The 15,615-nt window shown below is 71.4% G+C and carries 17 protein-coding genes and 1 pseudogene; 10 read left to right on the top strand and 8 right to left on the bottom strand.

Translation table 11 applies throughout. The annotated features are described in order from the left end of the window. Nucleotides 1-13: 13 nt before the first annotated feature. The 10 genes from RCH22_RS08865 (at nt 14) to RCH22_RS08820 (ending at nt 9,704) form a co-directional block, all read left to right on the top strand. The gene (locus RCH22_RS08865; protein ID WP_327013656.1) at nt 14-823 is read left to right on the top strand and encodes an IclR family transcriptional regulator; all 810 of its coding nucleotides are present in this window, start codon (nt 14-16) and stop codon (nt 821-823) included. Nucleotides 824-938: 115 nt separating this feature from the next. Further along, nucleotides 939-2,120 (top strand): 4-hydroxybenzoate 3-monooxygenase, encoded by a 1,182-nt coding sequence (locus tag RCH22_RS08860; RefSeq protein WP_327013655.1) that lies wholly within the window; start codon nt 939-941, stop codon nt 2,118-2,120. Nucleotides 2,121-2,162: 42 nt separating this feature from the next. Beyond that, a complete protein-coding gene (gene pcaH, locus RCH22_RS08855) occupies nt 2,163-2,939 on the top strand; it encodes a protocatechuate 3,4-dioxygenase subunit beta (protein WP_327013654.1) in 777 nt (258 codons plus the stop codon). After that, the gene (gene pcaG, locus RCH22_RS08850) at nt 2,932-3,516 is read left to right on the top strand and encodes a protocatechuate 3,4-dioxygenase subunit alpha (protein ID WP_327013653.1); all 585 of its coding nucleotides are present in this window, start codon (nt 2,932-2,934) and stop codon (nt 3,514-3,516) included. Before pcaH ends, pcaG begins: the two co-directional genes overlap by 8 nt. 22 nt (nt 3,517-3,538) lie before the next feature. Then, a complete protein-coding gene (locus RCH22_RS08845; RefSeq protein WP_327013652.1) occupies nt 3,539-5,053 on the top strand; it encodes a lyase family protein in 1,515 nt (504 codons plus the stop codon). After that, complete coding sequence (pcaC, locus tag RCH22_RS08840; RefSeq protein ID WP_327013651.1) at nt 5,050-6,408, top strand: 4-carboxymuconolactone decarboxylase; 1,359 nt, start codon at nt 5,050-5,052, stop codon at nt 6,406-6,408. The genes RCH22_RS08845 and pcaC overlap by 4 nt, the downstream gene beginning before the upstream one ends. Before the next feature lie 21 nt (nt 6,409-6,429). Continuing rightward, the gene (locus RCH22_RS08835; RefSeq protein WP_327013650.1) at nt 6,430-7,260 is read left to right on the top strand and encodes a CoA transferase subunit A; all 831 of its coding nucleotides are present in this window, start codon (nt 6,430-6,432) and stop codon (nt 7,258-7,260) included. A gap of 1 nt (nt 7,261) precedes the next feature. Continuing rightward, nucleotides 7,262-7,939 (top strand): 3-oxoacid CoA-transferase subunit B, encoded by a 678-nt coding sequence (locus RCH22_RS08830; protein WP_327013649.1) that lies wholly within the window; start codon nt 7,262-7,264, stop codon nt 7,937-7,939. After that, on the top strand, nt 7,936-9,159 hold the full coding sequence (locus tag RCH22_RS08825) for an acetyl-CoA C-acetyltransferase (protein WP_327013648.1): 1,224 nt from the start codon (nt 7,936-7,938) through the stop codon (nt 9,157-9,159). The genes RCH22_RS08830 and RCH22_RS08825 overlap by 4 nt, the downstream gene beginning before the upstream one ends. 104 nt (nt 9,160-9,263) lie before the next feature. Then, nucleotides 9,264-9,704, top strand: coding sequence for a molybdenum cofactor biosynthesis protein MoaE (locus RCH22_RS08820; RefSeq protein WP_327013647.1), 441 nt, complete (start codon nt 9,264-9,266; stop codon nt 9,702-9,704). A gap of 143 nt (nt 9,705-9,847) precedes the next feature. On the opposite strand, the pseudogene RCH22_RS21175 reads toward RCH22_RS08820, so the two are convergent. From RCH22_RS21175 to RCH22_RS08785, 8 genes and pseudogenes are all read right to left on the bottom strand, one after another. After that, a pseudogene (locus RCH22_RS21175) lies at nt 9,848-10,075 on the bottom strand (hypothetical protein); the annotation flags it as partial. A 118-nt stretch (nt 10,076-10,193) separates the two neighbouring features. Next, nucleotides 10,194-10,838, bottom strand: a complete 645-nt coding sequence (locus tag RCH22_RS08815; protein WP_327013646.1) for a hypothetical protein — start codon at nt 10,836-10,838, stop codon at nt 10,194-10,196. A gap of 158 nt (nt 10,839-10,996) precedes the next feature. Beyond that, complete coding sequence (locus RCH22_RS08810; protein ID WP_327013645.1) at nt 10,997-11,236, bottom strand: MoaD/ThiS family protein; 240 nt, start codon at nt 11,234-11,236, stop codon at nt 10,997-10,999. After that, nucleotides 11,236-11,523, bottom strand: coding sequence for a DUF6457 domain-containing protein (locus RCH22_RS08805; protein WP_327013644.1), 288 nt, complete (start codon nt 11,521-11,523; stop codon nt 11,236-11,238). The genes RCH22_RS08810 and RCH22_RS08805 overlap by 1 nt, the downstream gene beginning before the upstream one ends. Next, entirely contained in the window at nt 11,520-12,251 is a 732-nt protein-coding gene (locus RCH22_RS08800) for an NTP transferase domain-containing protein (protein ID WP_327013643.1), read from the bottom strand. Before RCH22_RS08800 ends, RCH22_RS08805 begins: the two co-directional genes overlap by 4 nt. A 9-nt stretch (nt 12,252-12,260) precedes the next feature. Next, nucleotides 12,261-12,806 carry a cyclic pyranopterin monophosphate synthase MoaC gene (moaC, locus tag RCH22_RS08795; protein WP_327013642.1) on the bottom strand — a complete coding sequence of 182 codons (546 nt, stop codon included), beginning with the start codon at nt 12,804-12,806 and terminating at the stop codon, nt 12,261-12,263. A gap of 14 nt (nt 12,807-12,820) precedes the next feature. After that, nucleotides 12,821-14,167, bottom strand: coding sequence for a gephyrin-like molybdotransferase Glp (gene glp / locus RCH22_RS08790; protein WP_327013641.1), 1,347 nt, complete (start codon nt 14,165-14,167; stop codon nt 12,821-12,823). 2 nt (nt 14,168-14,169) lie between these two features. Continuing rightward, the gene (locus tag RCH22_RS08785) at nt 14,170-15,432 is read right to left on the bottom strand and encodes a ThiF family adenylyltransferase (protein WP_327013640.1); all 1,263 of its coding nucleotides are present in this window, start codon (nt 15,430-15,432) and stop codon (nt 14,170-14,172) included. Nucleotides 15,433-15,615: the final 183 nt, after the last annotated feature.

Genomic DNA, 15,615 nt, shown 5'->3' with positions numbered 1-15,615 from the left:
TAGCGTGGTGCTGATGTCAGGGAAGCCCGCACAGTCGAAGGGAACCGAGGACGCTGCGGCGTTCCCGGTCGATGACCGTGGCGTGGCCGCCCGGCTCTTCGCCATTCTCGACGCGTTCACCGCGCCGCCGGCGAGTTCGCTCACCCTCACCGCGATCGCGCAGCGCACCGGGATCCCGCTGACGACGGTGCACCGCCTCGTCGGTGAATGGACGAGCTGGGGAGGCCTCGCCCGCCAGGAGGACGGCCGCTACGCGCTCGGGATGCGGCTCTGGGAGGTCGGGGTGCAGACCCCGACGGCGCGGAACCTCCGCACGATCGCCCTGCCCTATCTGGAAGACCTGTACGAGGCGACCCATGAGCACGTGCACCTCGCCATCCTCGACGGACGTGACGCCCTCTACCTCGAGAAGCTGTCCGGGCACCAGGCCGTGCGGGTGATCTCCCGGGTGGGCGGTCGCTTGCCTCTGCACGCGACCGGGGTCGGGCTCGTGCTGCTGGCCTTCGCCGCGAACGAGGTGATCCAGGCCTACCTGGCCGGGCCGTTACCGCGGTTCCTGCCGCAGACCGTGACCGACCCCGAGGAATTGCGGCGGCGCCTGGCCGGCATCCGCGCCCAGGGCATCGCCCGCATGTCCGAGGAGATGACGGCCGGTTCGAGTTCGATCGCGGCGCCGATCCGGGACCGCACCGGCCAGGTGGTTGCGGCCGTGTCGATCGTCACCCGCACCACACCTCGGTCGAGCCCCGAGCACGAACAGGCCGTCCGGGTCGCGGCCCATGGGGTGGGCAGGGCGCTCGGGTACCGCCGCGCCGCCGGCTGAGCCGAGGCCGGGCATCCGCCGCGAGGTCTTTCACTCAGTGGAAACCACCACCTCGGGGGTGCCGCTGACTCCGCAAGATGGTGCGATCACCTGTCATCGTCGCTAGGAGAGCCCCGTGTCCCCAGAAAACACCCGTGTCGCCATCATCGGCGCAGGCCCCGCCGGTCTTCTCCTCAGCTGGGCGCTGCGGGACGCCGGAATCGACTCGATCGTGGTCGAGAACCGTTCGCAGGACTATGTGCTCGCCCGGATCCGGGCCGGCGTACTCGAGCAGAGCGCCGTCGAGACCCTCACCCGCCTGGGGCTCGGCGAGCGGATCAGGACCGAGGGCCTCGAGCACGACGGCATCTACCTGCAGTTCCGGGGCGAACGCCACCACGTCGACTTCCAGGAGCTCATAGGCCGCAGCGTCACGGTGTACGGCCAGCAGGAAGTCGTGAAGGACCTTATTGCGGCGCACAACGCCGCCGGCTCGACGATCTATTATGAGTCGGCGGATGTCGCGGTGCACGACCTCGAGTCGAGCGCGCCGCGGGTGACGTTCACCCACGCGGGCGAGGCCCACGAGATCACGGCGGACTTCGTCGTCGGCGCCGACGGCTTCCATGGGGTCTGCCGCGCGAGCATCCCCCGCGAAGCCATCACGCTCTACGACCGGAGTTACCCGTACGCCTGGCTCGGGATCCTCGCGAACGTGGCTCCGTCGACCGACGAGCTCATCTATGCGCTGCACGAAGACGGCTTCGCCATGCACTCGATGCGTTCGCCGCTCGTTTCCCGGCTCTACCTGCAGGTCGACACCGCGGACTCGCTCGACCAGTGGCCAGACGAACGGATCTGGGAGAACCTGCACGCCCGGCTCGGCGTGCCGGGCTGGACCCTCCAGGAGGGCGAGATCACCGACAAGTCCATCACGCCCATGCGCAGCTTCGTGGCGTCCCGCCTCGCGTACGGCAGTCTCTTCCTCGCGGGGGACGCCGGACACATCGTGCCGCCGACCGGGGCGAAGGGCCTCAACTCCGCCATCGCCGACGTCACCATGCTCGCCGCGGCCATCGCAGCCCACTACGCGGACGACGACGCCCTCCTCTCCGGTTACGGCGAGGCGGCGCTCCGCCGCCAGTGGCGCGTGCAGCAGTTCTCGCAGTGGATGACAGACCTGCTGCATCGCAACCGCACCGACCTGCAGACGATGGAGTTCGACTACCAGAGCCAGCTCGGCCGCCTCGATTACGTCACGAGCTCGGCGCACGCCCAGCGCGAGCTCGCCGAACAGTATTCCGGACTCCCGTTCTAGCCCCGCACTCCCGACCCCATACTCCCGAGAGGAATCAGCGACATGACCGATACCACGTCACAACACGAGATCTCCGCAGAGATGCAGGCCATCGAGGCGGAAGCCAGGGACCGCGTCGCGGAGGGCAACGCCCCGGAGCTGCACCCGCGTCGCGATTACCCTCCCTATCGCAGCTCGATCCTGCGGCACCCGACCCACGAGCTCGTGCGGGCGGACCCCGAGGAGATCGAACGGCACTCGCCCGCCTTCGGGCACAGCGACGTCAGCCCCCTCGAGAGCGACCTGACCATCCAGCACAACGCCGAACCGCTCGGCGAGCGGGTGACGGTGTCCGGGCGGGTGCTCGACGGCGAGGGCCGCCCGGTGCGGCACCAGCTCGTCGAGGTCTGGCAGGCCAACGCCGGCGGACGCTACGTGCACAAGCGCGACCAGCACCCCGCCCCGCTCGACCCCAACTTCACCGGCGTCGGCCGGGTCATCACCGGAGACAACGGCGAATACTCCTTCACCACGATCAAGCCCGGACCCTACCCGTGGCGGAACCACCTGAACGCGTGGCGGCCGGCACACATCCACTTCTCCCTCTTCGGCACCGCGTTCACCCAGCGCCTGATCACCCAGATGTACTTCCCGGGCGACCCGCTCTTCGCGCTCGACCCGATCTACCAGTCGATCACCGACCCCGCAGCGCGCGCCCGGTTGATCGGCGTGTACGACCACGACCTGAGTGTGCCGGAGTTCTCGCTCGGCTATCGGTGGGACATCGTGCTCACCGGTCCGAAATCCACCTGGATGGAAAGTGAAGAAGCCCATGACTGAATCGCCTGCCGCCCGGTACGTGCAGACCCCTGCGCAGACCGTGGGCCCGTTCTACGGGTTCGCGTTGCCGTACGACGGGGGAGCCGAGCTCGTGCCCGGCCACCACCCGCACGCGATCCGGCTGCACGGAACCGTCTTCGACGGCGCAGGGGACCCGGTGCCCGACGCCACCCTCGAAATCTGGCAGGCCGACGAGACCGGCGCCCTGCGGAACGAGCGGGGCTCCCTCGCCCGTGACGGCTTCGGCTTCACGGGTTTCGGCAGGGCGGCCGTCGACTTCGACGGTCACTACACCTTCACGACGGTCGAGCCCGGCCCGGTCGCGGGCGGTGCGCCGTACGTGCTCGTCACCGTGTTCGCCAGGGGGCTCATCCACCACCTCTTCACCCGGGCCTACTTCCCCGGGCATGCGGAGCAGAATGCCACGGATGCCGTGCTCGCCGCGGTCCCGGCGGACCGGCGGCACACCCTCGTCTGCGTGTCGGAAGGGACCGGGCCGACGGGCGCGGCCTCGTACCGGTTCGACATCCACCTGCAGGGCGAGAACGAGACCGTGTTCCTGGATTTTGATGCCTGAGTCACTGATGCCTGAGTCTTCGATGCCTGAGTCCATTCTCGACGCCGGGCTGCTGGCCCCGCTCGACCACGGCAGCCGGGCGCGGGTGCTCACGAGCGACGCGGCCTGGCTGCAGGCGATGGTCGACACCGAGCTCGCCCTGACCCGGGCACTCGTCGACGCCGCGCTCGCCCCCGAGTGGATGCTCGGCGTCTGCGACACTCTCGCCGACGCCGGTGCGCTCGACCTCGGTGCGATCGCCCGGGAGGGGCGCGGCGGCGGCAACCCCGTGATCCCGCTCGTGAAGCACCTCGGCGTCGCCGCGGAACGCGTGCGCGCAGGGGCCTCCGACCACATCCACGTCGGAGCCACGAGCCAGGACGTCCTCGACACGGCGGCGATGCTCGTCGCCGACCGGGTCTGCGGCGAGCTCGCCGACCGGCTCGGGGAATTCGCCGCCGCGCTCGCCGTGCTCGCGGGGCAGCACCGGGACACGATCATGGCCGGCCGCACCCTGGGCCAGCAGGCCTCGCCCACAAGCTTCGGCTTCGTGGCGGCCGGCTGGCTCGATGCCGTGCTCACGGCGGCGACCGCCCTCGCGCGGGTGCGCGCCGGGCTGCCCGCGCAGCTCGGCGGCGCCGTCGGGAACCTCGCCGTGCTCACCGCCATCGCGAACGCCCGCTCCGGGGTCGCCGGGCCGGCGGCATCCACGTCGGGCACCCCGGCCGTCGACGTCGTCACGGACCGGTTCGCCGCCATGCTCGGGCTGCGCCGGCCGCTGCTCAGCTGGCACACGGACCGCCTGCCTGTCGTGGAACTCGGATCCGCGCTCGCCGCGGTGACCGGGGTTGCCGGGGTGTTCGCCCTCGACGTCTCCGTGCTGTCCCGCACCGAGATCGCCGAGGTGAACGAGCGGCTCGGTGCAGGGCAGGGCGGCTCCAGCGCGATGCCGCACAAGCGCAACCCGGTGACGGCCGTGCTCGTCACGGCCGCAGCGCGCCAGACCCCTGCTCTGCTGGGATCGCTCTACGGCAGCCTGCTCGCCGACGACCAGCGCCCGAGCGGAGCCTGGCACGCCGAGTGGCAGACCCTGCGCGAGCTCGAACGGCTCGCGGTTTCCGCGGTCAGCGGAGCGGCCGACCTCGCCGGGCGCCTCGACGTCCACCCCGGGCGGATGCGGGTCAACCTCGAGTTCACCGACGGGCTCGTTTTCAGCGAACGCGTGACCACCCTGCTCGCCGAGGCCCTCGGCAAGACCAGGGCCTTCGCGCTCGTACAGCGTGCCGCAGAGGAATCCCACGAGACCCGGCGACCGCTGCGGGTGACGCTGGGCGGCCTGCTGGCTGCAGAGGGCGCCACCGGGGGAGTGACCGACGCCCTGCGGGACCGGGCCTGGGCCGCGTTCGACGCGGACTCCGGCCTCGGCCAGGGTTCGTCAGCAATAGACCGGGTGCTCGCCCGATACCGGGCACACGTCGAGGCAGAAGCGCCTCGTGAACCGGCAGTGCCTCGTGAACCGGCAGTGCCTGCCCACCCATCACGGAAGGTTGAACGATGACCCAGCCCCATCTTCGTGGCACGATTCGCCCTGGCCCGGCTGATGCGGCTGGTCCGGCTGGTCGGGCTCCGCTGCTCGTCCTCGGACCCTCCCTCGGCACCACGACGACGCTCTGGGACCCGGTCGTCGACGCCCTCGAGGCCCTCGACGCCCTCGGCGACCCGGCGCGTCCGGACCTGCGGGTGCTCAGCTTCGACCTGCCCGGACACGGGGCCAGCCCGGCCGCGCGGCAACCCTTCACGGTCGCCGAAATCGCCGACGCCGTGATCGCCCTCGTCGACTCCGCGACGGCCGCCGCCCTCGGCCCGGACGCCGCACCGGAGTCCTTCCACTATGCCGGGATCTCGCTCGGCGGCGCGGTCGGTCTCGAGCTCGGCATCCGTCACCCGGGGCGCCTGCTGAGCCTCACCGTCGTCTGTTCGGCGGCGCGGATCGGTACCGCGGAGGGCTGGCACGAGCGCGCCGCACGGATCAGGGCGAGCGGAACGCCCTCGATGGTGATCGGCAGCGCCGAACGCTGGTTCGCCCCGGGGTTCCTGGAGCGCGATCCCGCGGCGGGTGCCGGTGCGCTGAACCGGCTGCTCGACATCGACGACGAGTCATACGCGCTCTGTTGCGAGGCGCTCGCCGGGTTCGACGAGCGCGACGCGGTCGCCGGCATCGACGTGCAGACGCTCTGCGTTGCCGGGGAACTCGACCTCGCCACGCCGAGTGCCCTCGTCGCCGAACTCGCCGCGGCCATTCCCGGCGCCCGGTTTGCCGAGATTACGGGAGCCGCCCACCTGCCCTCCCTCGAGCGGCCACGGGACCTCGCAGCCCTGCTCCGGGAACAACTCTCGGCAACGACCCCAGCGACACCCCCGGCAACGTCTGCGGAGCACCCGAACGGACAAGCCGTGGCCGACGATCCCTCCGCACGAACGGCGGCCGAGGTGTACACCGCGGGCCTGGCCGTGCGCCGGGCCGTGCTCGGTGACACGCACGTGGATACCGCAACGGCCGCGATCACCCCGGAGACCGCTGACTTCCAGGACTTCATCACCCGATACGCCTGGGGTGAGATCTGGACCAGGCCCGGCCTCGACCGGCGCACCCGCAGCTTCCTCACCCTCGCCTGCCTGATCACCGGGGGCCATGAGCACGAACTCGCGATGCACGTGCGCGCCGCGCTGACCAACGGGCTCAGCCGCGCCGAGATCAGCGAGGCGATGCTGCACACCGCGATCTACGCCGGGGTGCCTGCCGCGAACTCGGCGCTCTCGATAGCCCGCACGACGTTCGCCGCCCTGGACGCGGAGGCCGCTGTGGCTCCCGAGCCGGACGCCGACTCGTCACCGACCCCGACACGCCCCTGAACCGGACCGAAGGACTGCTCCATGGATAAGACGTTCACCTCAGCGGCGGCCGCCGTCGCGGACATTCCAGACGGCGCTTCCCTCGCCGTCGGCGGCTTCGGCCTGGTCGGCGTGCCGATTGTGCTGATCCGCGCCCTGCTCGATCGGGGCACGACAGACCTCCGGGTCGTCTCCAACAATTGCGGCGTCGACGGCTGGGGACTCGGTGAGCTGCTCAGGGAGGGCAGGATCAGCAGGGTCATCGCGTCATACATCGGCGAGAACAAGGACTTCGCACGGCGCTACCTCGGCGGGGACCTCGAGGTCGAACTCACTCCGCAGGGAACCCTCGCCGAGCGGCTCCGCGCGGGCGGCAGCGGCATCCCGGCGTTCTTCACCGCGAGCGGCGTCGGAACCCTGGTCGCCGACGGCGGCCTGCCCTGGCGCTACGGACCGGGCGGGGAGGTGCTGGTGTCCTCGCCGCCGAAGGAGACCAGGGTGTTCTCCTCGCTCGGAAAGACGCAGGAATACGTGCTCGAGGAGGCGATCGTCACCGACTTCGCCCTGGTGCGCGCCGCTCGCGGCGACCGGCACGGCAACCTGGTCTTCGAGAAGTCGGCCCGCAACTTCAACCCGCCGGCAGCGATGGCCGGCCGGATCACCATCGCGGAGGTCGACGAGCTCGTCGAACCGGGCGAGATCGATCCGGACGACGTGCACCTCGCCGGCATCTATGTGCAACGGATCGTGCAGCTGAACCACGCGGATGCCCGCGACCTCCCGATCGAGAAGGTCACGACCCGGCCGCGGCCGGGAGCCGCCCCCGCCGCCGCGGCCGCGGCATCCGCCCAGACCGCCAGAACGGAAGGCTGACATGCCCCTGACCCGCAACGAGATGGCGGCCCGCGCCGCGCAGGAACTCGCCCCCGACAGCTACGTCAACCTCGGGATCGGCCTGCCGACCCTGATCCCGAACTTCCTGCCGGAGGGGGTGCACGTCATCCTGCACTCGGAGAACGGGGTGCTCGGCGTCGGGGCGTACCCGTGGGAGGGCGAGGAGGACCCGAAGCTGATCAACGCCGGCAAGGAGACCATCACCGTCAATCCCGGTGCGGCGTACTTCGACTCCGCGCAGAGCTTCGGCATGATCCGTGCCGGAGTCATCGACGTGGCCGTGCTCGGCGCGATGCAGGTCTCGGAGACGGGAGACATCGCGAACTGGGCCGTGCCGGGCAAGATGATCAAGGGCATGGGCGGGGCTATGGACCTCGTGCACGGCGCCGATACCGTGATCATCGTGATGGAGCATGTCACGCGTGCCGGCGAGCACAAGATCGTGGCGGAGTGCTCCCTTCCCCTGACCGGCAAGCACGTGGTCACCCGGATCATCACCGACCTCGCGGTGATCGACGTCACCGGGGAGGGGCTCGTGCTGCGGGAGGTCGCTCCGGGTCTCACCGTCGCGGAGGTACAGGCCGCGACCGGGGCGCGGCTGCTCGTGCCCGCGGAGCCGGGCGTCATCCGCACCCTGCTTTCGGGGGTCGGCGCATGAGCGAGCGGATGCGCGAGGTCGTCATCTGCGAGCCGGTGCGCACCCCGATCGGGCGCTTCGGGGGGATGTTCGCCAGTGTCGCACCGGCCGACCTCGCCGCCGCGGTGATCGCGGCCCTGCTGGAACGTACCGGCATCGACGGGGGTGTGATCGACGACGTGATCCTCGGGCAGGCCTACCCGACCGCGGAGGCGGCATCCGTCGCCCGCGTCGCCGCCCTCAACGCCGGCCTGCCGGTGACCGTCGGCGGGCTTCAACTCGACCGGCGGTGCGGCTCCGGCCTGCAGGCCGTGCTCGACGCGGCGATGCAGGTGCAGACCGGCATCAGCGACGTCGTCGTGGCAGGCGGGGTCGACTCGATGAGCCAGGCGCCGTTCTATACCGTCGATTCCCGTTTCGGAATCACGGCCGGGCCGGGCTTGCTGCTCCGCGATGCGCTCAGCCGTGGCCGGGAGACCGCCGGCGGCCGCAACTACCCGGTTCCCGGCGGCATGCTCGAGACCGCGGAAAACCTGCGCCGGGAGTACGGGATCGGTCGTGCCGAGCAGGACGAGCTCGCCGTGCGGTCCCAGCAGCGCGCCGCGACGGCCGTTGCAGAGGGCCGCTTCGACGCCGAAGTCGTTCCGGTCACGGTTCCGGGGCGGAAGGGCGCCGTCGTCGTCTCCCGCGACGAAACACCGCGGCCGGACACGACCCTGGCCGGTCTCGCCGGGCTGCGTCCCATCCTGCTGAAGACGGATGCCGACGCGACGGTCACCGCCGGAAACGCGAGCGGGCAGAACGACGCCGCCGCCGCGTGCCTCGTGACGACCCCGGAGCGCGCCGGGGAGCTCGGGCTCAGCCCGCTCGTGCGCCTCGTGACGTGGGCCAGGGCCGGCGTCGAGCCGTCGCGGATGGGCATCGGACCGGTGCCCGCAACGAAGAAGGCCCTCGAACGCGCAGGCCTCACCCTCGCGGACATCGACCTGATCGAGCTCAATGAGGCATTCGCCGCGCAGGTGCTCGCGGTGAGCCGGGAGTGGAAATTCACCGACGCCGACTGGGAGCGTACGAACGTGAACGGTTCCGGCATCTCCCTGGGTCACCCCGTCGGCGCGACCGGCGCACGCATCCTGGCGACCGCGAGCAGGCACCTGCACCGCACCGGGGGGCGTTACCTGCTCGAGACCATGTGCATCGGGGGTGGCCAAGGCCTCGCCGCCGTCTTCGAACGGGTGTAGCGGGAGGCGCGCCGTCGAACGGCCCGCCGAGGTCCGACATGTTCGCGATGTCCGAGTCGAGCTGGTTGCGGTAGCGGAGGATGCTGCGCGGGTACTCTGGGGCTGTGGAATCCGAACGCATACCGCCGCTGTCCCTCGTCACCGAGCAGACGCTCGATGTGGCCGCGCATGTCCTCGCGGTGTCCTCGCGGTCAGCCGGCGCCGTCGTCACCTTCGTGGGCCAGGTGCGGGATCACGACCCCGACGCCGCAGGCACAGTGACGGGCCTCGATTACAGCGCCCATCCAGATGCCGGACGTATCCTCACGGAGATCGCCGCGCGGTTCCGGGCCGGGAACCCCGCGGTGGAGCTCGTGGTGAGCCACCGGATCGGCCACCTCGAGGTCGGCGACCTCGCCCTCGTCGCCGCCGTCGCGAGTGCGCACCGCGCCGACGCCTTCCTGGTCTGCGAGCGTCTCGTCGAGGCGGTCAAGGCCGAGGTCCCGATCTGGAAGAAGCAGTACGAAGTCGACGGCACCCACTCCTGGGTCGGCCTGGGTCTCTAGCGTCGCGAGCGACTCTGACGTCCTTCCGCGTGAAGCCCGTCGCGCGCGTTCGATCCGGCTTCTCCCGAACATGGGTTCCGGGGTTGGACTCGGCTTACCCCGCCCGGGCGTTCGAGCCCGTCCTCTCCGTCGTCTCCGCTGATTCAGTCATCGTCGCGGAGGATCGTGTTCTTGCTGGTGAGCAGTATCGGTTGCTGCTCGGGGTCGAGTCCGGGTGGCGGGGTCAGCCAGTATCGGCCGTTGTGGTCGCGGGTGATGCGCCAGTGTTCGTTGTGGAGCCTGAGGTGGTCGGCCCTGCAGAGCAGGATGCCGTCGTCGAGGTTGGTCTGCCGGGTGTCGTCTTTCCAGTGTTGGATGTGGGCGCCTCGGTTCTGCGGCCCTCCCCGGCCTCGGCTGCCGGTCCGGCTGCGGCTGCGGGAGCTGGCCCGCCCGGTTCGGCAGCACCGGACGAGGCGTCAGTCGGTGCGGTCCCGGTCTGCGAAGTCCCCGTCAGTTTCGGCCCGGTTTGTTCTGACCCGTCCAATGCGGCGCCGGTCGGGGCGGCCCCGGTTCCGTCGGGGCCGTCAGGTCCAGCCTGACCGTCGATCCCGTCGATCCCGTCGTGCCCGTCGAGGTGGGGGTCTCGGCGAGCGGCCTCTGCGCGTCGGCGGCTTCCCGGGCGGCCTTCTCGGCGGCGTCGGGCTCCGCGAGCAGCCGGCCGACGGCGAGGAGTTTGCCGACATCGCCCGTGCTTGACCCGGAAATTGCCTGCAGCAGGTCTTCCGGGGTTCGGAACCCCTTCCGGGCCGCGAGGCCTTGCCCGCCGAGTTCGGGGCGGGACCGCCGGGCGAGTGTCGCGGCGAACCACGCCGCCTGGGTGTCCAAGGCCCGCCGGGCTCCCGCGATCAACACGTGCCCCTCGAGTACCGCCTCGTCACCGAGCGTGTCGACAGCGGCAGACGAACCGCCCAGCCCGGTGACGACATCCGCCATAGACCGCAACCCGCCGAGCACGCCGCCCTGCACCGGGTCGTCCTGCACCGGGTCGTCCTGCACCGGGTCGCCGTGCACCGGGTCGCCGTGCACCGGGTCGTCCTGCACCGGGTCGCCGTGCGGCTGATCGGGTGAAGTGGTTGACTCCGAGTGGTTGGTCATGCCCCCACGTTACGACCGACCACCGACATTGTTTGAGCATAGCTCAGATCTGTGGAAACGTACTCTCATCAGGTACATGTTGAGGAGATTCCGTCGTTTTCGGGGCTTGCCGACTGGGCAGGGGCGCGCGGGAATCGGCCTCAGGCTCGGCCTCAGGCTCAGCCTCCGGCGAAGGGGGGCAACACGTCGACGGTGTCGGTCCCGGCGAGGGGTACCGCGTCATCCGCTGCCCTGGTGCCGTTGACCAGCAGGGAACAGCGCGACAGGATCCTGGCGAACTCGGTGCCGTGTTGGTCGGACAGGAAAGTACGGAGATCGCCGATGCTCGCAACGTCGACGGTCGTGGTCTCGCTGCCTGCGGCCTCTGCCGCGGCCGCGAAGAAGCGGATGCCGGCCACTAGCGCGGCTCGGCGGGGTGCGTCGACGACCAGTCCAGGGCGAGCCGGGTAGCGGTCGCGCTGGCCTGCTCGACGTCGGCCGCAGTGCCGCCGTTTCGGGCAGCGGCGAAACCGACGAGGAACGTGCTGAGCGGGGCGGCGGGACGGGCGACGCCGTGGGCGACGTCGCGGGCGACGTCCAGGAGCACGCCGACCGGAACGTCGGCCGGATCGAGGTCGAGTCCGGCGGCGAGGACGGCAAGCCAGTCGTCGAGGGCCTCGGGAGGCAGGGGGGTGGAGGTGCTCATTGGGTGTCGCTCCTCGGAGGGGTGGTGCTGACCGGGCTGGGTCCCGACAGGAGCGCGGTGCTCCACTCAACATCCTGCCACGTGTCCACGTCGCGGCCGCTTCCAGACTCGTCACGGACCCCGCCGAGCCTCAGCCTGGACAGGAGGGCGCGCATGCTCGCGCCGTTCACTGCGGGGCCGAGGCGTGCCGCGGCGTCCCGGAGGGCGCTCGCCCGGTAGAGGCCGGCGAGCCACTGGGGGTGACCGTCAGGGTCGGACAGGTGCAGGCCATCGAGGGCGTCAGTGCCTGCGCAGTTGGAATGGGGCCGGTCGGCGAGTGCCGCGACGAGGGTGCTGGCGGCAGCCTCCGCCCAGGGCAGGTCGCACGCGAGGACGAGCAGCCACTCGGCCGGGGCATCGGCCGGGGCATCGGCCGGGGCACCGGCTGCGGGTGCGGATCCGGGTGCGGCGAGGGCCGCGAGGCCGGCGGCGATGCCCGCGACGGGGCCGCCGAACGGGGGATCCTCGAGCGCCCAGAGCACTCCGGCCGCCTCAGGGCCGGCGGCGGCCCGTGCTGACGCCGGCCCGACGACGACGACTCGACGGGCGAGGGTCCGAGCGTCGAGCACCCGGGACAGCAGTGTGCGGCCCGCGACTTCGACGGCGGGCTTGACGGCGCCGCCGAGCCGGCTGCCGCGGCCGCCCGCAAGCACGATCAGGTCGACCTGAGGGGTGAGGGCTTCAGGCATGGGGCGGTCCTACTCGGCGGGGCGCAGCCAGTCGCCGGACTTGCCGCCGGTCTTGCTGATCAGGCGGATGTCCCCGATGCTGACGGACTTGTCGAGTCCCTTCACCATGTCGACGACCGCCAACGCAGCGATCGAAACGGCCGTGAGCGCCTCCATCTCGACGCCGGTGCGGTCGGCCGTGCGGATGGTCGCCGCCACCCGCACACCGGTGTCTTCGATCGTGAGGTCGACAGCCGCCCCGTGCACTCCGATCACGTGGGCGAGGGGGAGCAGGTCCGCGCACTTCTTCGCGCCCTGGATGCCCGCGATGCGCGCGACGGCGAGCACATCGCCCTTGGGCGTCGTGCCGTCGCGAAGCGCGGCGACCACGCGGGGCCCGCAGAAAACGAAGCCCGCCGCGGTTGCGCTGCGCACGGTCGGCGGCTTCTCGGTCACGTCGACCATCCGGGCCTGGCCGGCCGCATTGAGATGCGTGAACGGCTGCCCGGCCTGCGCACCCGGCGCAGCGTGCCCTTCGGTTCTGGCGGCGGCGGTTTCGTCTCGGGCGGAAGTCATACCACCAGCATGACTCATATCACCAGCATGACCGGGAGCAGGTCGCCCTCTGCCACGGTGTCGGAGTCCTCAGGGACGACGGCGAGACCCTCGGCCTGCCCGAGTCCCGCAACGAGGTGCGAGCCGGAACCTCCGGAGGTGGCCGGCCACACGAGGGTCTCCTCGCCACGACGCTCGCAGACGACGGGCATGTACTGCTGGCGGCCGCTTGGTGAGCTCCAACCGCGGGCGACGGTCCCCGTGATCGTCGGACGGGTGATGGTGCCGTGGCCGCCCATGAACAGGAGCGCCGGGCGCACGAAGGCCTCGAAGGAGACGAACGCGCTCACCGGGTTGCCGGGCAGGGCGAACACGATCGGGCCGGGCGCGGCGCTTCCGGCGGAGCCTGGGTTCCCGGTTGTGCTGCCGCTGCGGCCGGTGCCGGTTGCGGGCAGTCGGCCGAAGCCCTGCGGCTTGCCGGGCTGCATCCGCACCGGGCCGAACCACACTCCGAGCGGGGCGAGCACGGCCTTGACGACGTCGTACGCTCCGACGCTGACCCCTCCGGAGAGGATGATCGCGTCGACCGTGCCGATGAGCGGGTCGAGTACGGTACGCAGGGACTCCTCGTCGTCGGGGACCGCCCCGATCCGGTGCACGACGCCGCCGGCCTGGGCGACTGCGGCGGCGAGCAGGTACGAGTTGGAGTCGGGGATCTGGCCGCGCCGCGCGGGGGTGCCAGGCACGATGAGTTCATCGCCGGTGGAGATCACGGCGACGCGGGGCGCCGGGTGCACGAGCAACTCGGCGCGGCCGGCGCTCGCGGCGGCAGCGATCCGGGTCGGCCAGAGCGTCGTCCCTGCCCGTAGCACGGTGTCACCCGCGGCCGCATCGGCGCCGGCCCTGCGGATGTGGGCTGCCGGCTCCGGCACCCTGAGGATACCGACCCGGTCGGTGCCCCTGTCGGTGTCCTCGATCGGCACGACGGCATCCGCCCCGTCGGGGATCGGCGCCCCTGTCATGATCCGGGCGACCTCCCCGGCGTCGATGCGCGGGTTCTGCGCGGTACCCGCGGCGAGGTCGGCGACGACGGGCAGCACGACCGGGCTCCCTGCGGTCGCGGCCAGCAGGTCGGCGCGCCGCACGGCGTACCCGTCCATCGCCGAGTTGTCGAACGGCGGGGTGTCCGTCGCGCTTGTGACATTCTCGGCGAGGGCGAGCCCGAGCGCGTGTTCGAGCGGGACCCGGACGGGCTCGAGAATGGGCAACCGCCCCAGAATCCAGTCGAGATGCTCGGCCACCGGGCGGGCGGATGCCGCGTCGGCGTGCCCGCCGCGCCTCGCGTGGTCGTGGTTCCCCGCAGCGCCCTCGGGTACTGCCACGGTCAGCTCCGCGCTTCGACGGACCATTCGGGGGACCAGGTCCCCGACCACTGGGTAGACCACTTCTGGCCGAAACCGGGAGCTCCGCCGTCGGCGACGGCGGCGTCCCAGGCGATGATCCCGCCCTCAAGCAGGGTCAGGTCGGTGAAGCCGTCCGCAGCGAGCGCTGCGGCGGCGCTCAGGGCGCGCGGCCCCTGCGCGCAGTGCAGAACGAGTGGCACGTCGCGAGGGAGTGACGCCAGGCCCTCCGGGCTGCGCAGCCGGTCGAGGGGGAGCAGCAGCGAGCCGGGGACGGCGCTCTCGGCGTGCTCTCCCGGCTCGCGCACGTCGAGGACGATGAAGTCGTCCGTGCCGTTCGCGCGCGCGACAAGACGGGAGACGAGCTCGGCCGCGGACAGTGTCGGCCAGGTGGGCACGCGTGCGGGCACGCTCGCCGTAACGGAGCCGGTCGCGGCGGCCTCCCTGGCGGCCCGGGCGTGCCCTTCCGCGTCTCCACCGACGAGCGGCACCTCGGTGAACCGCCCGGAGAGGGCGTCGATCACGAGCACCCGCCCGATCAAGGGTGCGCCGATGCCGGCGACGAGCTTGATCGCTTCCGTCGCCATCAGCGAACCGACCTGGCCGCACAGGGCGCCGAGCACGCCGGCCTCCGCGCAGCTGGGCACTTCGCCCTCCGCGGGCGGATTCGGGAACAGGTCTCGCAGCTGCACGCCCGCGACGCCGCTCCCCGCGGGCGGGGTGGCCCAGAACACCGAGAGCTGGGCGTCGAAGCGCAGCACGGATGCCCAGACGAGCGGCTTCCCGAGTTCGGCGCAGACGTCGTTCGCGAGGAACCGGGTCGGGAAGTTGTCGGTGCCGTCGATCACGACGTCGTACCCGGAGATGAGCGCGCGGGCGTTGCCGTGGTCGAGCCGCTCGGCGTGCTGGACGACGACGGTCGCCGGGGCGATGGCCGCGATGGACTCCGCGGCGCTCACGACCTTCGGCCTGCCGACATCCGCCTGGCCGTGCACGATCTGGCGTTGCAGGTTGCTCGGCTCGACGTCGTCGCCGTCGACGATGCCGATCGTGCCGATTCCAGCCGCCGCCAGGTAGAGCAGGGCGGGGGAGCCGAGGCCGCCCGCGCCGAGCACGAGCACCTTCGTGTTCGCCAGGCGACGCTGGCCGAGCTCGTCGAGCTGCGGCAGGCGGCGTTGACGGGCGGTGCGCACGGATTCGGCCGGGGTGAGCCGGGCAACGGGTTCGACAAGGGGAGGAAGGGCCATGCCCCTTACGCTAGGCGCTCCCGGCGGCCCGCGCATCCGCATCCGCCCAGAGTCTCGGCAACCCCCTTGATATCCCCAGCCGATGGGTGTTTCGTCGAAGACGGCACCACCGAGTAAGCGTCACCCCACAGCGCACCAACTAGCACCACTGCAATCTCGCACGATCGAAACGGCCGTGCACAG

It is taken from the genome of Cryobacterium sp. GrIS_2_6 (assembly GCF_035984545.1).
Lineage (GTDB): Bacteria > Actinomycetota > Actinomycetes > Actinomycetales > Microbacteriaceae > Cryobacterium.
Note: the sequence above shows the minus strand (reverse complement) of the source record. Positions and strands in the feature narration are given on the sequence as shown.

Excerpts from the sequence above, each read along its gene's own strand:
- pcaH (WP_327013654.1), top strand. The coding sequence starts at position 2,163 with ATGACCGATACCACGTCACAACACGAGATCTCCGCAGAGATGCAGGCC.
- RCH22_RS08805 (WP_327013644.1), bottom strand. The coding sequence starts at position 11,523 with ATGAGCACCTCCACCCCCCTGCCTCCCGAGGCCCTCGACGACTGGCTT.
- RCH22_RS08865 (WP_327013656.1), top strand. The coding sequence starts at position 14 with ATGTCAGGGAAGCCCGCACAGTCGAAGGGAACCGAGGACGCTGCGGCG.
- RCH22_RS08800 (WP_327013643.1), bottom strand. The coding sequence starts at position 12,251 with ATGCCTGAAGCCCTCACCCCTCAGGTCGACCTGATCGTGCTTGCGGGC.
- RCH22_RS08815 (WP_327013646.1), bottom strand. The coding sequence starts at position 10,838 with ATGACCAACCACTCGGAGTCAACCACTTCACCCGATCAGCCGCACGGC.
- RCH22_RS08835 (WP_327013650.1), top strand. The coding sequence starts at position 6,430 with ATGGATAAGACGTTCACCTCAGCGGCGGCCGCCGTCGCGGACATTCCA.
- RCH22_RS08845 (WP_327013652.1), top strand. The coding sequence starts at position 3,539 with ATGCCTGAGTCCATTCTCGACGCCGGGCTGCTGGCCCCGCTCGACCAC.
- RCH22_RS08785 (WP_327013640.1), bottom strand. The coding sequence starts at position 15,432 with ATGGCCCTTCCTCCCCTTGTCGAACCCGTTGCCCGGCTCACCCCGGCC.
- RCH22_RS08825 (WP_327013648.1), top strand. The coding sequence starts at position 7,936 with ATGAGCGAGCGGATGCGCGAGGTCGTCATCTGCGAGCCGGTGCGCACC.
- RCH22_RS08830 (WP_327013649.1), top strand. The coding sequence starts at position 7,262 with ATGCCCCTGACCCGCAACGAGATGGCGGCCCGCGCCGCGCAGGAACTC.
- moaC (WP_327013642.1), bottom strand. The coding sequence starts at position 12,806 with ATGACTTCCGCCCGAGACGAAACCGCCGCCGCCAGAACCGAAGGGCAC.
- pcaC (WP_327013651.1), top strand. The coding sequence starts at position 5,050 with ATGACCCAGCCCCATCTTCGTGGCACGATTCGCCCTGGCCCGGCTGAT.
- pcaG (WP_327013653.1), top strand. The coding sequence starts at position 2,932 with ATGACTGAATCGCCTGCCGCCCGGTACGTGCAGACCCCTGCGCAGACC.